Below are 17,376 nucleotides of genomic sequence, written 5' to 3'. Positions count from 1 at the left end.
CCGGCGTGCGGGGCGCGGATGGCCCGTCGAGGTGGCGCATGAGAGGGCAGACGGTGCGCCAGCCGGCACCGGACGCCGACATCAAAGACGCACGACGCCACGGATCGCATGACGCATCGGGCGGCAGCCGCGCCAAGGCGGCCCCCAGACCGCATCTGCTCTCTACCGTCGCGCCGAATCCGTTGCCGTCGGCGTTATAATCATCGTTTTCCCCGGATTTGCCCCCAAACGCTTGCGTGCTGCGCGCCCTTTGCCGCGCACCGGCGGGGCCGAAGCCGAGCCGAATCCTACCCGCCGACCCATCATGCAAGAAAAATACGTTCCCGCCGACGTCGAAGCCTCCGCCCAGTCTCACTGGCAGGCCATCGATGCCTACAAGACCACCGAGCGCGCGGACAAACAGAAATTCTATTGCGTCTCGATGCTGCCGTATCCGTCGGGCAAGCTGCATATGGGCCACGTGCGCAACTACACCATCAACGACGTGATGTATCGTCAGATGCGCATGCGCGGGTACAACGTGCTGATGCCGATGGGGTGGGACGCCTTCGGCATGCCGGCAGAAAATGCGGCAATGGCCAACGGCGTGCCGCCGGCCAAGTGGACGTACGACAACATTGCGTACATGAAGAAGCAGATGCAGGCGATGGGCCTGGCGATCGATTGGTCGCGCGAAGTGGCCACCTGCAAGCCGGACTATTACCGCTGGAACCAGTGGCTGTTCCTGAAGATGCTCGAGAAGGGCGTCGTCTACCTGAAGACCGGCACGGTGAACTGGGACCCGATCGATCAGACCGTGCTCGCCAACGAGCAGGTGATCGACGGTCGAGGCTGGCGCTCGGGTGCGCTCATCGAGAAGCGCGAAATTCCGATGTATTACATGCGCATCACCGAATACGCCGACGAACTGCTCGGCGACCTGGACGACCTCGGCTGGCCTGAGCGCGTGAAGGTGATGCAGCAGAACTGGATCGGCAAGAGCTTTGGCGTGAACTTTGGCTTCCCGTACGAGCTGGACGGCGAACGCAAGTTGCTGCGCGTGTTCACTACGCGTGCCGACACGATCATGGGGGTGACCTTCTGCGCAATTGCCGCGGAGCATCCGCTGGCAACGCGTCTGGCCGCCGAGCGTCCCGACCTGCAGGCGTTCATCGCCGAATGCAAGCAGGGTGGCGTGGCCGAAGCCGACATCGCCACGATGGAAAAGAAGGGCATGCCGACGGGCTTTTTCGTCACGCATCCGCTGACCGGCGACAAGGTCGAGGTGTGGATCGGCAACTACGTGCTGATGGGGTATGGCGAGGGCGCGGTGATGGGCGTTCCGGCCCACGACGAGCGTGACTTCGCGTTTGCGCGCAAGTACGACCTGCCGATCAAGCAGGTTGTCGCGGTGGCCGGCGAGACCTATTCGACGCAAGCCTGGCAGGCCTGGTACGGCGACAAGGAAAACGGCACGCTGGTCAACAGCGGCAAATACGACGGTCTGGCCTTTGCGGCGGCCGTCGACGCCATCGCCGCGGATCTCAAGGCCCAGGGTGCCGGTGACAAGCAGGTCACGTTCCGTCTGCGCGACTGGGGATTTCGCGCCAGCGTTACTGGGGCACACCGATTCCGATCATTCACTGCGCGTCGTGCGGCGCGGTGCCGGTTCCCGAAAAGGACCTGCCGGTCGTGTTGCCCGAAGACCTCGTGCCGGACGGCACCGGCAACCCGCTGGCCAAGTCGGAAGCGTTCCTCAAGTGCGATTGCCCGAAGTGCGGCAAGCCGGCGCGCCGCGAGACCGACACGATGGACACGTTCGTGGACTCGTCGTGGTATTTCTCGCGCTATGCCTGCCCGGACGCCGACACCATGGTCGACGCGCGCACCGATTACTGGATGCCGATGGATCAGTACATCGGCGGCATCGAGCACGCGATTCTCCACTTGCTGTATTCGCGCTTCTGGACCAAGGTCATGCGCGATCTGGGCTTGGTGAGTTTCAAGGAGCCGGCGCAGAACCTGCTCACGCAGGGTATGGTGCTCAACGAGACGTACTATCGTGAGGATGCCGCGGGCAAGAAGACGTGGTTCAACCCGCTCGACGTGCAAGTGCAGTTCGACGACAAGGGCCGTCCGGTCAGTGCAACGTCGAAGGCTGACGGTGCGGACGTGACGCTCGGCGGTATAGAGAAGATGTCGAAGTCCAAGAACAACGGCGTGGATCCGCAGTCGCTGATCGATCAGCACGGCGCCGATACGGCGCGTCTGTTCGTGATGTTCGCGGCACCGCCCGAACAGCAACTCGAATGGTCGGGGCCGGTGTGGAAGGCGCGAGCCGCTTCCTGCGCCGCCTGTGGGGCTTCGGCCAGTCGCAGGCCGCGCTGCTGCGTCAGGCGGACGCCGCCATCGATACGGCGAACCCGGCGGCCAAGGCGCTGCGTCTCGAGATTCATGGCGTGCTCAAGCAGGCCAACTACGACTATCAGCGTGTGCAGTACAACACGGTCGTGTCCGCGGCGATGAAGATGCTCAACGCCATCGAGAGCGACAAGGGAGCGGCGGGCGCCGGTGCGGTGCGCGAGTGCTACGGCATTCTGCTGCGCGTGCTGTACCCGGTGGTGCCGCACGTCACCCACGGCTTGTGGGTCGAGTTGGGCTACGCGGCGCAACAGGGCGATCTGCTCGACGCGCCGTGGCCGGAAGTCGACGCCGCCGCGCTGGTGCAGGACGAGATCGAACTCGTGCTGCAGGTGGCGGGTAAGGTGCGTGGCGCCGTGCGCGTGGCGAAGGACGCTTCGCGCGAGGTCATCGAACAAGCCGCGCTGGCGCACGAAATGACCGCCAAGTTTGGCGAAGGTAAGCCGGTGAAGAAGGTCATCGTTGTACCGGGCCGACTTGTGAACGTAGTGCTTTGAAGCGGCCTTCGCAGCCGCCGGTCGATGAATTGATGACGTTTGGTGACAAGAGGGCACATCGCGTGCAAATGACATCCGGACAACGAAGCGTCGGTATGACGCGCAGAGTCTTCGGCGGCATCGCCCTGCTGAGTTGCGCGTTGATACTGTCGGCGTGCGGCTTCCAACTGCGCGGCGCGAGCGAGTATGCGTTCCACCGTTTATATATCTCGGGCGGTGGCCAGATGGCGACCGACATCTCGCGCTACATCCGTTACGGCAGCAAGGACACCGTTGTGGTGACCGAGCCTAAGGATGCCGATGCGCGGTTGGAATTCGTGAACACTACGTCGTCGCGTACGGCCATCAGTCTTGATGCCAATGGCCAGGCACGCGAATACGAGCTGCGTAGTGCGTTCACCTTTCAACTCGTGACACCGGACGGCATGCCGATCATCCCGTTGAACACGATTCGCCTGACGCGCAATCTGCCCTACAGCGACAGCGAAACGACGGCACGCGACGCGGAAGGCGCGCTGCTCAACCGCGACATGCAGAAAGATGCCGTCGACCAGATTATTCGTCGCATGGAAGCGGTGAAATCCTTGCCGGCGACAAAACCGGAAGAGTAACGCCTGCCACCATGCAATTGCGTCCCGACGCGCTTGACGCGCACCTCGCCAAGACCCTCTCGCCGATCTATACGATCTACGGCGACGAGAGCCTGCTCGTTCAGGAGGCGGTGGATCGTGTACGCGCAGCGGCACGTGCGGGCGGTTTCACCGAGCGTGATGTGCTCAGCGTCGAGCGCAGCTTCGACTGGGGCGCGCTCGCGAACGCCGGCCAGTCCATGTCGCTGTTCGGCGACCGCAAACTTATCGAGTTACGCATTCCCGGCGGAAAGCCCGGCAAGGACGGCGGCGCAGCGCTCAAGGCGCATGCCAGTGCCGCGAACAGCGACGTCCTGACCATTGTCACGCTGCCCCGGCTCGATGCGGCAGCGACCAAATCCGATTGGTTCACGGCGCTCGATCGCGAGGGCGTGACGATCAAGATTGACCCTGTCGACCGGAGCCGTCTGCCGGACTGGATTGCGCAGCGTCTCGCCGCACAAGGGCAGCGCGTCGAAGCCGGCGAGCCCGGACGACGTGTGCTGCAGTTCATCGCGGATCGCGTCGAGGGCAACCTGCTGGCGGCCCATCAGGAGATTCAGAAGCTGGGTCTGCTGTATCCGGCGGGTGCGCTCGCGTTCGAGCAAGTGCAGGATGCCGTGATGAACGTGGCGCGTTATGACGTCTTCAAACTCAGTGAAGCCGTCCTCGCAGGCGATACCGCTCGGCTCGTGCGCATGCTCGACGGCCTTCGCGGCGAGGGCGAAGCAGCACCGCTGGTCCTGTGGGCGTTGACCGAAGAAGTGCGCACGCTCACCAAGATCACGCGCGGGATGGCGTCGGGCAAGCCGCTTGCGATGTTGCTGCGCGAGTATCGTGTCTGGGGGCCACGAGAGCGCCTGATGGAGCAGGCGGTCCACCGAGTCACACCCGCCAAGCTGGCGCAGGCCCTGCAATTGGCCGCGCGTCTGGACCGGCAGGTCAAGGGGCTGCGGGCCGACGGTCTGTCCGGCGACCCGTGGGACGGCATGCTGCAACTCGGGCTACTGCTCACAGGCGAGCGACCGCCGATGGCGCGCTCCGCTCGCGCACCCCGTCCGGTGCACGCGTAGACCGCGCCCAAGCGCTGCCAAACGCCGGAACCCACCTCCCGGGGCACGGGAGCCGCGCCAGCAAGATCCCCACATTTGACGGACAATCTGGCGCATGACTGGCGACGTGCCGTGTGCCACCGCCCGAATTTCGTGACGATGGCCGTCACCGAAGACCCACCGAATGCACTGGCGATTGCGTCGCCAAGAGAACTGCGAAACAGACGATATGGATATCAAAGCCTACATGCAATCGTTGGGCCAGCGCGCCCGTGAGGCATCGCGCGCCATGGCGCGTGCCGACACCGCAGCCAAGAATCGCGCGCTGCTCGCGATTGCCGATGCCATCGAGCGCGATGGCGCGGCGTTGCAGGACGTGAATCGCCGCGATCTCGAGCGCGCCCGCGCCAATGGTCAGGATGCCGCCTTCATCGATCGTCTCACGCTGTCGGACAAGGCGCTGCGCACGATGATCGAAGGACTGCGTCAGATCGCGGGCCTGTCGGACCCCATCGGCGAGATCAGTAACGTGCGCGTGCAGCCGAGCGGTATTCAGGTCGGTCAGATGCGTGTGCCGCTGGGGGTGATCGGCATCATTTATGAATCGCGTCCCAATGTGACCATCGACGCGGCCGCGCTTTGTCTGAAGTCCGGCAATGCGACCATTCTGCGTGGTGGCTCCGAAGCCATCGAGAGCAACACGGCGCTGGCGGCCCTGATTGCGCAGGCGCTGGCGGCCAGCGGGTTGCCTGGCGATGCCGTGCAAGTCGTGAGCACGCCTGATCGTGCCGCGGTCGGCGAACTCATCACGATGACCGACTACGTCGACGTGATCGTGCCGCGCGGCGGCAAGAGCCTGATCGCGCGTTTGATGCAGGACGCGCGCGTGCCGATGATCAAGCACCTCGACGGCATCTGCCATGTCTACGTCGACGGTCGCGCCGATCCGGCGAAGGCGCTGGCGATTTGCGAGAACGCCAAGACGCATCGCTATGGCACCTGCAACACGATGGAAACATTGCTCGTCGACCAACAGGCCATCGACCAGTTGCCCGCCATCGCGCGCATGTTCCAGGATAAGCAGGTCGAGCTGCGCGGTTGCGGCCGAACCCTGGCTGCGCTCGGCGACGCCGGCGTGACGGGCCTGGTGGCGGCGACCGAAGAGGATTGGTCGACGGAATATCTGGCACCGGTGCTGGCGCTGAAGATCGTCGATGGCATGGCGCCGGCCATCGCGCACATCAATCGCTACGGCTCGCATCACACCGATGCCATCGTGACCGAGGATTACTCCGCCGCCATGCAATTCCTGCGCGAAGTCGATTCCGCGAGCGTGATGATCAACGCGAGCACGCGTTTCGCCGACGGCTTCGAATTCGGCCTGGGTGCCGAGATCGGTATCTCGAACGACAAGCTGCACGCCCGCGGTCCGGTGGGTCTCGAGGGCCTGACGAGTCTGAAGTACGTCGTGTTCGGACACGGCGAAGTCCGCAAGTAAGCCAATTCGTCAGAGACGTCGCATGAAACTGCAAACGCTCGGCCCGGCCGATTTTCAGAAGATGCCGTGGAAGAACGGCCTGGGGGTCACGACCGAGCTGGCGGTGGCGCGACGTCCCGGTGAAGACGGCTTCGATTGGCGCATCAGCACGGCCACGGTCACGAGCCCTGGGCCGTTCTCCGTGTTCCCGGGCGTCGATCGCTCGCTGGCCATCGTGCGGGGCGGCACGCTCACGCTCACGGTCGAAGGCCGCCCGGACGTGACGCTCTCGACGCGCACGCCTCCATATGCCTTCGGCGGCGAGTTGACGGTGAGCAGCACACCGATGCTGGAGACGTCCGGCGTGCCCATCGACGACTTCAATGTCATGACACGTCGCGCCGCATGGCAGCACACGCTGGCGCAGCATCGGCTCGATGGAGACGCCGTGACGTGGTCGCTGCCAGCGGACGCCGACGCCGTCGCCTTCCTTTACTGTGCGCAAGGGCAGGTGCGAGTGATCTTCGCGGACGGCCAAGCCGTAAGCGTTCCCGAGGGACATGCGCTTCGCGTCGACGGTGGCGATGCCTGTGAACTGCGGGCCGAGGCAAGCCCTGCCCACCTCTTCCTGACGACGCTCTCGCGACGATGAACCCCTTGGCCTGTGCCGCGCAGACGCTTACAGGCCGGTCTCACCCCATCCCATCCCCTCCGCTCGCGTGACACCGCGCCCCAACGCGCGCCCTCCGTCGTCTTCGTATTTTCCCTAGGCCGATCCCGATACTTTTCCAGTGAGCGAAACGGCATACTTCGGTTTATCCATATGTAAATCAAAGTTCCACCCATGAAACGAATGAATCTTCACGTCGTGCAACGCGGGGTGGCATGGATCCGCTGAGCGACGTTCTCCACGATTTGCGGGCGGATGCGGTCGTGACAGGTCGCTTCACGTTCGGGGCCCCCTGGTCTCTGCGCAAGCCCGCGATGGACGGTGCGCCGTTTCGCACGGCGACGGGAGAGCCGTTCTATCTTGTCGTGGCTGGCATGGCGCCGGTGCGCGTGGAGCCGGGCGACTGCGTGCTGTTGCCGCATGGACACGAGCACGTGATGTGCTCGTCGCTGGACGAGCCACCGGTGGTCTTCGAGCAGTTGATGACGGCGCAGGGTATCGAGCCCAGGCTCGACACACCTCTCGCGTTCCGCGCGGGCGGCGCGGGGCCGGTGAGCGACCTTTACACGGGCGTAGTGATGTTCCGTGAGCGCGTTCGCAATCCCTTGCTCGCGTCGCTGCCGCCGCTCATCCATATCCGCGCCGGCGATCCGGCCGTTCCCGCGCGGCTGACCACGACGCTGGCGGGCTTCATCGAAGAGTCGATGCAGTGCGGTGCGGGATGGCGCGTGGCCGTCGCGCGTCTGGCTGACGTGCTGTTCATCCAGATCCTGCGTGCCTATCTCGGTGCCAGCGGCGGCGCGACGACGCATTGGCTGCGCGGCATGACCGATCCGCAATTGGGGCGCGCCATCGCCTCGATGCACGACGCGCCGCAAAGGCCTTGGACGGTCGAGCAACTGGCCGACATCGCCGGCATGTCGCGCTCGAAGTTCTGCCTACGCTTTCGCGAACTCGTGGGTGAATCGCCGATGTCGTATCTCACGACGCATCGCATGTACCTGGCTGCGGAGCGTCTGGCGGGCGCGGGCGTGCGCATCGCCGACGTGGCCGATGCCGTCGGCTACGCGTCGGAGAAGGCGTTCACCCGCGCCTTTCGTCGCTGCTACGGCTTGCCGCCGCGCGAATATCTCAGACACTGCGGCCCGGCCAACTGACGCGACCGTCGCGCCTCGCGCGTGAGGGTTTTCCCGTCTCTGGACGAACGGCATCCTTTTCGGGCCGAGCGGTCGTTGTTCGCCAATTTTCTCGTTGTGAGAATTCACTCACCCTCTGCCGGCACGTCGTAAGGCACGCCGAGGCAGACGGCAGTCACAACGGGAGAGTCAATGGAATTCCAACTCAACGGGCGGCCCTTCGTCTTCGACGGCGATGACGGCACGCCTTTGCTGTGGGTCATCCGCGATGCCGCGGGGCTGACCGGCACCAAATACGGCTGCGGTATCGGCGCATGTGGTGCGTGCACGGTGCACCTCGATGGCGTAGCCACGCGCACCTGTGTGCTGCCGGTCTCGGCGGTGGCGGGCAGGCGCATCACGACCATCGAGGCCCTGTCGCCGACACGCGCGCATCCGATTCAGCAGGCGTGGATCGCCACGGATGTGCCGCAGTGCGGCTACTGCCAGTCCGGCATGGTGATGGCCGCGGCGGCGCTGCTCGACAAGCATCCGCATCCGACCGACGCCCAGATCGACGAGGCGATGACCAACCTCTGCCGTTGCGCGACCTATCACCGTATCCGGGAGGCGATCCATGCCGCTGCCAAACGCTGAGCGCACCACGGCCGATGTGAACGAGGCGGCTTCCCAGGCCCCCACGTCGCCGTCCCGCCGTCACTGGCTCAAAGGGATGTCGCTGGCAGCGGGCAGTCTGCTGGTTCCGATTTCGGCGTCGTGGGTGGTCAGTCCCGAAGCGCGTGCGGCGGGCGAGACCCTTGTCGAAATCAACGACTGGATTCGCATCGATGCCGACGGCACGACCGTGCTCGGTCTCTCGCAATGCGAAGTCGGACAGGGGGTCTACACCGGTTTGCCCCAGGTGCTGGCCGATGAACTCGACGCCGATTGGCGTCGGGTGCGCGTCGAATTCGTGACTGCGCGCGACGCCTACCGAACGGCTGCGGCCAACGAGGCGTTGCAGCAGTTCGTGGGGGCGTCGATGTCGGCCACGTTGTTCTATGAGCGTCTGCGAATCGCCGGGGCGCAAGCGCGTGAAGCCTTGGTCGCCGTGGCTGCACGACGGTTCGGCGTTCGCACGACCAACTGTGTGACGCGTGAGGGCCGCGTCATTCATCCGCAATCGGGCCGCTCGCTTGGCTACGGTGAGCTGGCCGCCGAGGCCGCGAAGCTGCCGCTCAATTCGCATCCGCGATTGAAGAACGAAGCCGCCCATGCATTGATCGGGAAGTCGGTGTCGCGTCTCGATACGCCGTCGAAGGTCGATGGCTCGGCCGTCTTCGGTATCGATGTGAAGGTGCCCGGCATGCTCTTCGGCGCCGTGCGCATGGCCCCGACCACAGGTGGCGTTCCGCTGTCGGTGCGCAATCGCGACGCGATCAAGGCGCGCAAGGGGGTGCACGACGTCGTGCAGGCGAGGGACGCCATCATCGTCGTCGCTAGCGATTACTGGTGTGCAAAGCAAGCGTGCGATGCCCTCGATATCGAATGGAAAGCGGGCGCCGCGGCCGACAGTGCGACGATACTCGCGCAGCGCCGTGCCGCGCTTGTCGACGGGAAGGCGGGCATTGCGACCGATGTCGGCGATGCCCCGGGCCTTATCGCTGCCGGTGTCTCAGGTGTCGCCGGCGGCAAGCGCGTGACGGCCGAATACCACACTCCATACATCGTCCACGCGACGATGGAGCCGGTGAACGCCACCGTGCACGTGCGCAAGGCGCAGGGTGAGATCGAGGTCTGGGGGCCGATCCAGGGCAGGACAAAGTTCGCTGGGCGCTAGGTGGCATCTTCAAGCTGCCACCGGAGAGGGTCATCGTGCACACGACGTTCCTCGGCGGCAGCTTCGGACGCAAATACGTGCCCGATTTCGTGATCCATGCGGCGGCGGCATCGGCGGCGGTCGGGCGTCCCGTCAAGGTGATCCGCTCGCGCGAAGACGACATACGACACGGCTTCTATCGCCCCTGCGCCTCCGGTCGTTTCGAGGCGGTGCTCGGTCACGACGGGCTGCCCACGGCGCTGCATGCGCGCGTGGCGGGGCAGTCGCTCTACAACGTCATCAAGAAGGACCACTACGAGAAGGCCGGCTATGACGAGACCATGCTCGACGGGCTCTACGACCTCGCGTACGCGGTGCCGAACCTGCGCGTCGAAGGCATCGACGTGCCGCAGCCCAACATTCCCGTGAGCTTCATGCGCTCGGTCGGCTCGACGTCGAGCGTGTTCTTTCTCGAGAGCTTTATCGACGAGATGGCCGACGCAGCCGGCGTCGATCCCGTCGAGTATCGCAAACGACTGCTCAAACACGATGCGCTGGCAACACGGGTGATCGAGACGACGGCGGCGTCTGCCGGTTGGCACACGTTGGCGAAGCCCGGTGTGCATCGCGGATTCGGCTACTGCACCTACACCGGACGCGGTGGCGCCTTCTCGACCTATGTCGCGCTCGCCGTGGAGCTGCGCGTCGTGAACGAGCGCTTCAAGATCGAACGCGTTGTGTGCGGCGTCGATTGTGGCCGTGCAATCAACCCGAACCTGATCCGCGCGAACATCGAAGGCGGCATCGGATTTGCGCTCACCAATACGTTCAAGAGTCAGATTACCTTCGCCGAGGGCGGCGTGGAGCAAAGCAACTTCGCCGACTATCCGCTGCTGTATCTCGTCGAGATGCCGACGATCGAGACCGTGATCGTGCCGAGCGACCGCCCGCCGCAGGGGTGTGGCGAAGTGTCGTTGCCGCCGGTGGCGCCGGCGGTGGCGCAGGCGATCCGTCGCGCCACCGGTGTGCGCTCGCGTTCGATGCCGCTGCCGCAGACCGTCGCGCAGGCGCGCGCGCTCGCCCGTGAAGCGCATGACGAGGGACACGCCTGATGGACGCGCTCGACGCTGAAGTGCTCGATGCCGTCGCTCGCTGGCAGGCCCAAGGCGACGACGTGCTGCTCGCGAGCGTCGCGCGGACATGGGGCTCGGCGCCGCGTCCCGTGGGCGCGATGATGGCGCTCGCCACGCGCGGGCGCATCGCCGGGTCGGTCTCCGGCGGTTGCATCGAGGACGACCTGCTCGCGAAGGTCGCCGGTGGTTTCCGGCCGGGCTTGCGACCTCACTTGCAGACTTACGGCCTTAACGCCGATGAGGCGCACCGCTTTGGCTTGCCGTGCGGCGGCACGCTCGAACTGGTCGTCGAGCGCGTGACCCCGCGCAGCGGACTCGACGCCATGCGCGAGGCCATCGGCCAGGGTCGACTCGGTGTGCGTGATCTGGATCTGCGCACGGGGGTGGCGCGTGTGCGCAACGTTACGCAGCCGGCAGCGTTCGACTATTCGCCAACGCGCCTGACGGTGCCGTTCGGCCCGCGCTGGCGAATCATCGTGATCGGCGACGGGCAACTGACGCAGCATCTGGTGACGATGGCGGTGCCGCTGGGTTATCGGGTCGTCGTCTGCGATCCCCGCGATATCCACGAGGTGATGCGAGACGCGATGGGCAGCGCCCACGTCTCGCATTCGCGAGAGATGCCGGACGACTTGATCGCGCGTTTGCGTCCCGATGGCCATACGGCGATTGTCGCGCTCACGCACGATCCGAAGCTCGACGATATGGCGCTGCTCGAAGCGCTCAAGTCCGACGCGTTCTACGTCGGTGCGATCGGCTCGCGCCGCAATCAGGCGTCGCGTCGCGAGCGTCTGGCGATGTTCGATCTGAACGCCGCGCAGATCGCCCGCTTGCACGGGCCGGTCGGCCTGCCGCTCGGGGCGCGCACGCCGCCGGAAATCGCGCTGGCGATTCTGGCGGAGATCACCGGGCTGCGCAACGGCGTCTCAAATGCCGTCTCAGTCGGTCACTTGCAGGGAAGTCGGGAATGTCGAACGCGTATTGCATGAGGCGTTTGTAATTCGTTATCCAATATAAAAAATAGGGAATGTCATGAAACACAAGGTTTGGTTGGCAATGGCGTTGACGCTTGCGGCGGGCTGCGCCAAAGCGGATGGGCTGCAGATCTACGGCATTCTGGACAACAGTCTGGAATACCTCAGTAACGCAGCCGCTGGCGCGAACGGCAGCAAGGCGTCACTCTTTCGCGTGAGCAACGGGTCTCAGGCGGCGAATCGCTTCGGCTTCAAGGGGCGGAAGATCTAGGCGGTGGGCTCAAGGCGATCATGCAGCTCGAAGCGGGGTTCAATCTCGACTCGGGACAGCTCCAGCAGGGCGGACGCATGTTTGGCCGCCAGGCGTATGTGGGTTTGCAGAATCAATGGGGGGCACTGACTTTCGGCCGACAGAAGAACCTGATTTACGATGCGTTCCTCGAACTCGATCCGCTTTCGTACTACAGCTATTCGCTGCCCGCACTCGATGCTCAGTTCGTTGGCAAGGCCGACAACTCGATCAAGTACGCCGGCAACTTCAACGGCATCAAGGTCGCTGGCCTGTTCTCGACGGGTTACGACGCCAGCATTGCCAATGGTGCGCAGGTGCCGGGGCAGTGGCGTGTGGGCAAGGAGTACAGCGTGTCGGTCGGGTACGGAAACGGTCCGCTCAATGTCTCGCTGGTGTACGACCAGCAACGTGGCACGTCGGTCGCGACGCAGGGCAATACCACGCAGCGGGTGGCGGCGGGGGCGAGCTATGCCGTCGGTAACTTCAAGCCGTTCGTGGGATATCAGTGGTATCTGAGCGACGTGCCCGGCGTCGCGGGCCGCAATGAACTGATCTTCGCCGGGTTGCAGTACCGGCCCGTGACCGAAGTGATTCTCTCGGGGGCGATCTACTACAACAACATCACGTCGGCCAATCAACATCCGTTTTTGCTGGCGGCCAATGCGGCGTATCTGCTTTCCAAACGCACACAACTGTTCGCGGAAGTCGGTTTATCGCGCAATCAGAACGGCTCCAATCTGGGCGTGACCGGCTATGGCGCGAGCATCCTGCCGGGCAGCAATCAGGTCGGTGTGGCCGTGGGTCTCGCACACTACTTCTGAGGCTGAGAAAAAAAAGACACCCGGGGATCCTGGGTGTCCTCTCATATCGCCTGTCGATGACCCGGCGAGGGCCATCGCGGCGAGGGCTTAGTGACGGAAGTGACGCGTGCCCGTCATCAGCATGGCGACGTTGCGCTCGTCGGCTGCGGCGATGACTTCGTCGTCGCGCATCGAGCCACCCGGGTGAATCACGCAGGTCGCGCCTGCGTCGACCACCACGTCGAGGCCGTCACGGAACGGGAAGAATGCGTCAGAGGCCACGGCGGAGCCGCTCAGCGACAGGCCGGCGTTCTGGGCCTTGATGCTGGCGATGCGCGCCGAGTCGACACGGCTCATCTGACCAGCGCCCACGCCCAGCGTCATACCGCCGGCGCAGAACACGATAGCGTTCGACTTGACGTACTTGGCCACGCGCCAGGCGAAGAGCAGGTCTTCCATTTCCTTCGGCGTCGGATGACGCTTCGTCACCACGCGCAGTTCATGCGGGGCCACGTTCTTGGCGTCCGGCGACTGAACGAGCAGACCGCCACCCACACGCTTGAAATCGTACTGGTTTACGCCGTTGCCGAGCGGCACTTCGAGCACGCGCACGTTCTGCTTGGCCGCAAAGACTTGCTTGGCGGCGTCGGTGAACGATGGCGCGAGGAGCACTTCCACGAACTGCTTGGCGACCGCTTGCGCGGCCGCTTCGTCGACTTCGCGATTGAACGCGATGATGCCGCCGAAGGCCGACGTCGGATCGGTCTGGAATGCCTTGGCGTAGGCGTCGACCGGCGATGCGGCCACGGCCACGCCGCAAGGATTGGCGTGCTTGATGATGACGCAGGCCGGCGCGTCGAACGTCTTCACGCATTCCCACGCGGCATCGGCGTCGGCGATGTTGTTGTACGACAGTTCCTTGCCCTGGAGCTGGCGATAGTTCGCCAGCGAGCCTTCCGGCGTGACGATGTCGCGATAGAACGCAGCGCTCTGATGCGGGTTCTCGCCGTAGCGCATGTCCTGCACCTTCGTGTACGCGAGATTCAGCGTGGCCGGGTAGGCGGAGCGCTCGGTGTGACGCAGCGACTCGCCCAGGCTCGTGAGGTAGTTCGTGATCGCGCCGTCGTACTGGGCCGTGTGAGCGAACACCTTCGTGGCCAGACGGAAGTTCGTGGCGTAGCCGACCGTGTTGCCGTTCGCCTTCATTTCGTCGAGCACCACGGCGTAGTCGGCCGGATCGACGATCACGGTGACGTCGCGATGGTTCTTCGCGGCCGAGCGCAGCATCGTCGGGCCACCGATGTCGATGTTCTCGATGGCGTCTTCGAGCGAGCAGTCATCGCGCGCGATGGTCTGCACGAACGGGTACAGGTTCACCACGAGCAGGTCGATCGTCGGAATGTCGTGCTTCGCGAGCGCGGCCATGTGCTCGGGCAGGTCGCGGCGGGCCAGAATGCCGCCGTGAACCTTCGGATGCAGTGTCTTCACGCGCCCGTCGAGCATTTCCGGGAAGCCGGTGTAGTCGGCCACTTCGGTCACCTTGAGGCCGGCTTGCGCCAGCAACTTGGCGGTACCGCCAGTGGAGAGGAGCGACACGCCCTGGGCAGCGAGCGACTTGGCGAAGTCGACGATACCAGTCTTGTCGGAGACGGAAATGAGAGCTTGCTTAATCATGACGGACAGTAGTGAAGCGGCAAAAACGGGCGAGTTGAGCAAATGGGGCGGGCGCGATGCGACGTCATCGACGCAGGCGCACCCCGCGATGGGGCTGACGGGCGGCGCGCGGGTCCAGCGGGCCTCCCGTTCGCGCGCAACGGCTAGAGCAGGCCGTGCTGCTGCAACTTCTTGCGCAGCGTGTTGCGGTTGATCCCCAGGTATTCGGCAGCGAGCGACTGGTTGCCGTCGGCCTTGCCGAGCACGAACTCGAGCAGCGGCTTCTCGACGACCGAGACGACCATATCGTAGACATCGTGTGGTCGTGCGCCGTCCAGATCGCGGAAATACGAATCCAGACTGTCGCGCACGCATTGTTCTATGTTTGTTTTGCTCATGCGGCTAATAGCTCCCTCGGCGATTCTTGTTCATAGCAGAGACGGTCCGAGTGCGCCTTCTGCTGTTCGAAAAACTCGTTGACCGCAGCCAACTGTTCCTGCGTGGTGTCGAGCGTATTCATACGCTGGCGGAACGTGGCTGCCCCCGGCAGGCCACGCGAATACCACGCGATATGTTTCCGCGCGGTCCGCACACCGGTGTATTCCCCGTAAAACTCGTAATGATCCTCGAGGTGTTCGTTCATGATTTGCTGGATCTCGTCGACGCGCGGCGGCAAGGCGATCTCGCCCGTCGTGAGAAACAGCTCGATGTCGCGGAACAACCACGGACGCCCTTGGGCGGCGCGGCCGATCATGATGGCGTCGGCGCCCGTGACGTCCAGCACATGCCTGGCCTTTTGCGCCGAGTCGATATCGCCGTTGGCGACGACCGGAATGCGGGCGGCGGCCTTGACGGCGGCGATGGTCTCGTACTCCGCGTCGCCGTGATACAGGTCGGCGCGCGTGCGCCCGTGCACCGTGAGCATGCTGATGCCGCAGTCTTCGGCAATACGGGCGACCGTGAGGGCGTTTTTGTGCTCACGATCCCAGCCTGTGCGAATCTTCAGCGTGACCGGTACCACATCGCCCACGGCGCTCACGACGGCGGACACGATGCGGGCCACGAGCGGTTCGTTTTGGAGCAGGGCCGAACCGGCGGCGACGTTGCACACCTTCTTGGCCGGACAACCCATGTTGATGTCGATGATCTGGGCGCCGCGCTCCACGTTGTAGCGGGCGGCCTCGGCCATCATGGCCGGGTCGGCGCCTGCGATCTGCACGGAGATCGGCGCGACTTCGCCCGCGTGATTGGCGCGGCGCATCGTCTTCTCGCTCTTCCAGAGCTGGGCGTTCGAGGCCACCATCTCCGAGACGGCATAGCCCGCACCGAGTCGCTTGCACAACTGGCGGAACGGCCGATCCGTCACACCCGCCATGGGGGCGACGAACAGGTTATTGCGGAGTTCGTGGGGGCCGATATGCACGATGTAGGGAAAAGGCGGGAAAAAGTTGGCATTTTACTGCGAAAACCCATTCTCGTCGCCTAAAAAATGAGCAGGCGGTCCGATCGTCGCGCCGGGGAAGCCGCACACTTAGCCGCGCTGGCCGAACATCATCTGGCGGGCGAAGGCGGATTTGAGCGGCGGAACGAGGTCGAGGCTGGCGAGGGCTACACTGCGCAGCAGGGCGACAGGGGCAGCGTCGATGCCGAAGACGCGGGGCAGCAGGTCGGTGATGCCGATCGTCAGACCGCGGTCGGCGCGGCGTCGGCGGGCGAAGGCGGTGAGGGTCGCCGGGCCCGGCACGCCGTGGTGCGGGGTGCCGCCGCGAATGTCGCGAACGAGAGCGTCGGCCAGGTCGAAGGCGTCGCGCAGGCCGAGGTTCAGGCCTTGTCCCGCCACCGGGTGGAGCGTTTGCGCGGCGTTGCCGATGGCGGCGATCCGGCCGTCGACGACCTGGCCGAGCGCGTTGAGGCCCAACGGGAAACCTGCACGGCCGACAATCGAGGTGAAGCGGCCCATGCGGTCGCCGAAGGCGGCGTGCAGCTCGCTCAGGAACTGGGCGTCGCCCAGTTCGCGCCGACGTTTCGCCTCGGCGTGCGGGCAGCACCACACCAACGCGTAGCCGTTTTCCTGCGGCAGCAGCGCCAACGGGCCTTCCGGCGTGAAGCGCTCCCATGCCCAGCCGATGCGGGGCCGCTCACAGGTGACGAACCCGACGAGCGCGGTCTGGCCGTAGTCGCGCGCGTGAGGGCGCGCCATCTGCCGCTCGAACAACCCCCCTTCGGCATTGACGGCGAGCGCGGCGTGCAGCGTTTGCGCGCGATCGTCGACGGACGTGCCGAGGGTCATCGTGACCTGCTGTGCGTCCTGGCTCAGGGCAATGGCTCGGTACGGGCGGAAGTGATGCAGACCCGGTCGATCCGGTGCGGGCAACGCGTCGGACCCCTCCGGCGAGACGGACGCTGGCGGCGGCGCGTGCTCGACGTGGGCGGGAACGCGCGACATGGCGGTGTCCAGTGCGCGCATCAGGGCGCCGTATCGCACCACGTAACCGAGTGCGGGGACGCCGTGATCGAGATAATCAATTTCAGTGCTGCCGAAGCGCCGCGCTTGCGAGACGTGAATATGTTGAATCGGTGTGCTGTCGAGACCGGCCGCGTTGTGCGGCCAGACGCCGGCGCGCGCAAGAATCTCACGGCTGCCATGCGAGAGCGCGAGCGTGCGAGGGTCGTCGTACCCGACCTGCGCGCCGCGCGCATCCACCAGCGCGATCCGTAGCTGCGGCGCGCGCTGCGCGAGCACAAGCGCGAGCACCGTGCCGACCGGGCCTGCGCCAACGATCGCCAGATCGAACCGACGCGCGCGAGCGTCGCCCACCGCGTGGGACGCGTGTGTGGAAGCTGCGGGAGCCTGAACGTCAGTCA

Annotated in this window: 12 protein-coding genes and 3 pseudogenes; 11 read left to right on the top strand and 4 right to left on the bottom strand. The window is 65.0% G+C overall.

Annotated features, from left to right (window positions below; genetic code table 11):
• Positions 1 to 304 precede the first annotated feature (304 nt).
• From leuS to DRB87_RS19600, 11 genes and pseudogenes are all read left to right on the top strand, one after another.
• Positions 305 to 2,897 (top strand): annotated as a pseudogene (gene leuS / locus DRB87_RS19650) (leucine--tRNA ligase).
• A 95-nt stretch (positions 2,898 to 2,992) separates the two neighbouring features.
• Positions 2,993 to 3,508 (top strand): LPS assembly lipoprotein LptE, encoded by a 516-nt coding sequence (lptE, locus tag DRB87_RS19645; RefSeq protein ID WP_165385375.1) that lies wholly within the window; start codon positions 2,993 to 2,995, stop codon positions 3,506 to 3,508.
• A gap of 11 nt (positions 3,509 to 3,519) precedes the next feature.
• Positions 3,520 to 4,599 (top strand): DNA polymerase III subunit delta, encoded by a 1,080-nt coding sequence (gene holA / locus DRB87_RS19640; protein ID WP_130027103.1) that lies wholly within the window; start codon positions 3,520 to 3,522, stop codon positions 4,597 to 4,599.
• A 208-nt stretch (positions 4,600 to 4,807) separates the two neighbouring features.
• On the top strand, positions 4,808 to 6,076 hold the full coding sequence (locus tag DRB87_RS19635; protein ID WP_130027102.1) for a glutamate-5-semialdehyde dehydrogenase: 1,269 nt from the start codon (positions 4,808 to 4,810) through the stop codon (positions 6,074 to 6,076).
• Between the two features lie 22 nt (positions 6,077 to 6,098).
• Positions 6,099 to 6,707 (top strand): HutD family protein, encoded by a 609-nt coding sequence (locus DRB87_RS19630; protein WP_130027101.1) that lies wholly within the window; start codon positions 6,099 to 6,101, stop codon positions 6,705 to 6,707.
• A 233-nt stretch (positions 6,708 to 6,940) separates the two neighbouring features.
• Complete coding sequence (locus tag DRB87_RS19625) at positions 6,941 to 7,882, top strand: AraC family transcriptional regulator (protein ID WP_130027099.1); 942 nt, start codon at positions 6,941 to 6,943, stop codon at positions 7,880 to 7,882.
• 171 nt (positions 7,883 to 8,053) lie between these two features.
• Positions 8,054 to 8,497: a (2Fe-2S)-binding protein gene (locus DRB87_RS19620; RefSeq protein WP_130027097.1), complete on the top strand. Its 444-nt coding sequence runs from the start codon at positions 8,054 to 8,056 to the stop codon at positions 8,495 to 8,497.
• A pseudogene (locus DRB87_RS19615) lies at positions 8,478 to 10,771 on the top strand (molybdopterin cofactor-binding domain-containing protein). Before DRB87_RS19620 ends, DRB87_RS19615 begins: the two are co-directional and overlap by 20 nt.
• A complete protein-coding gene (locus DRB87_RS19610; RefSeq protein ID WP_130027095.1) occupies positions 10,771 to 11,781 on the top strand; it encodes an XdhC family protein in 1,011 nt (336 codons plus the stop codon). Before DRB87_RS19615 ends, DRB87_RS19610 begins: the two are co-directional and overlap by 1 nt.
• Positions 11,782 to 11,824: 43 nt before the next feature.
• A complete protein-coding gene (locus DRB87_RS19605) occupies positions 11,825 to 12,037 on the top strand; it encodes a hypothetical protein (protein WP_130027093.1) in 213 nt (70 codons plus the stop codon).
• Positions 12,037 to 12,879 (top strand): annotated as a pseudogene (locus DRB87_RS19600) (porin); the annotation flags it as partial. The gene DRB87_RS19605 and the pseudogene DRB87_RS19600, both read left to right, overlap by 1 nt.
• A gap of 87 nt (positions 12,880 to 12,966) precedes the next feature.
• On the opposite strand, the gene purH reads toward DRB87_RS19600, so the two are convergent.
• The 4 genes from purH to DRB87_RS19580 all read right to left on the bottom strand — a co-directional run bounded on the left by purH (position 12,967) and on the right by DRB87_RS19580 (position 17,329).
• Positions 12,967 to 14,532 (bottom strand): bifunctional phosphoribosylaminoimidazolecarboxamide formyltransferase/IMP cyclohydrolase, encoded by a 1,566-nt coding sequence (purH, locus tag DRB87_RS19595; RefSeq protein WP_130027089.1) that lies wholly within the window; start codon positions 14,530 to 14,532, stop codon positions 12,967 to 12,969.
• A gap of 143 nt (positions 14,533 to 14,675) precedes the next feature.
• A complete protein-coding gene (locus DRB87_RS19590) occupies positions 14,676 to 14,909 on the bottom strand; it encodes a Fis family transcriptional regulator (protein WP_010803993.1) in 234 nt (77 codons plus the stop codon).
• A complete protein-coding gene (gene dusB, locus DRB87_RS19585; RefSeq protein ID WP_370363116.1) occupies positions 14,906 to 15,934 on the bottom strand; it encodes a tRNA dihydrouridine synthase DusB in 1,029 nt (342 codons plus the stop codon). The genes DRB87_RS19590 and dusB overlap by 4 nt, the downstream gene beginning before the upstream one ends.
• Before the next feature lie 108 nt (positions 15,935 to 16,042).
• A complete protein-coding gene (locus DRB87_RS19580; protein WP_240756069.1) occupies positions 16,043 to 17,329 on the bottom strand; it encodes a UbiH/UbiF/VisC/COQ6 family ubiquinone biosynthesis hydroxylase in 1,287 nt (428 codons plus the stop codon).
• Between the last annotated feature and the right edge of the window lie 47 nt (positions 17,330 to 17,376).

This window comes from Pandoraea sp. XY-2 (genome assembly GCF_004193915.1).
GTDB lineage: Bacteria > Pseudomonadota > Gammaproteobacteria > Burkholderiales > Burkholderiaceae > Pandoraea > Pandoraea cepalis.
The sequence above is the reverse complement of the archived record's forward strand: the minus strand, read 5'-3'. Positions and strand labels throughout refer to the sequence as shown.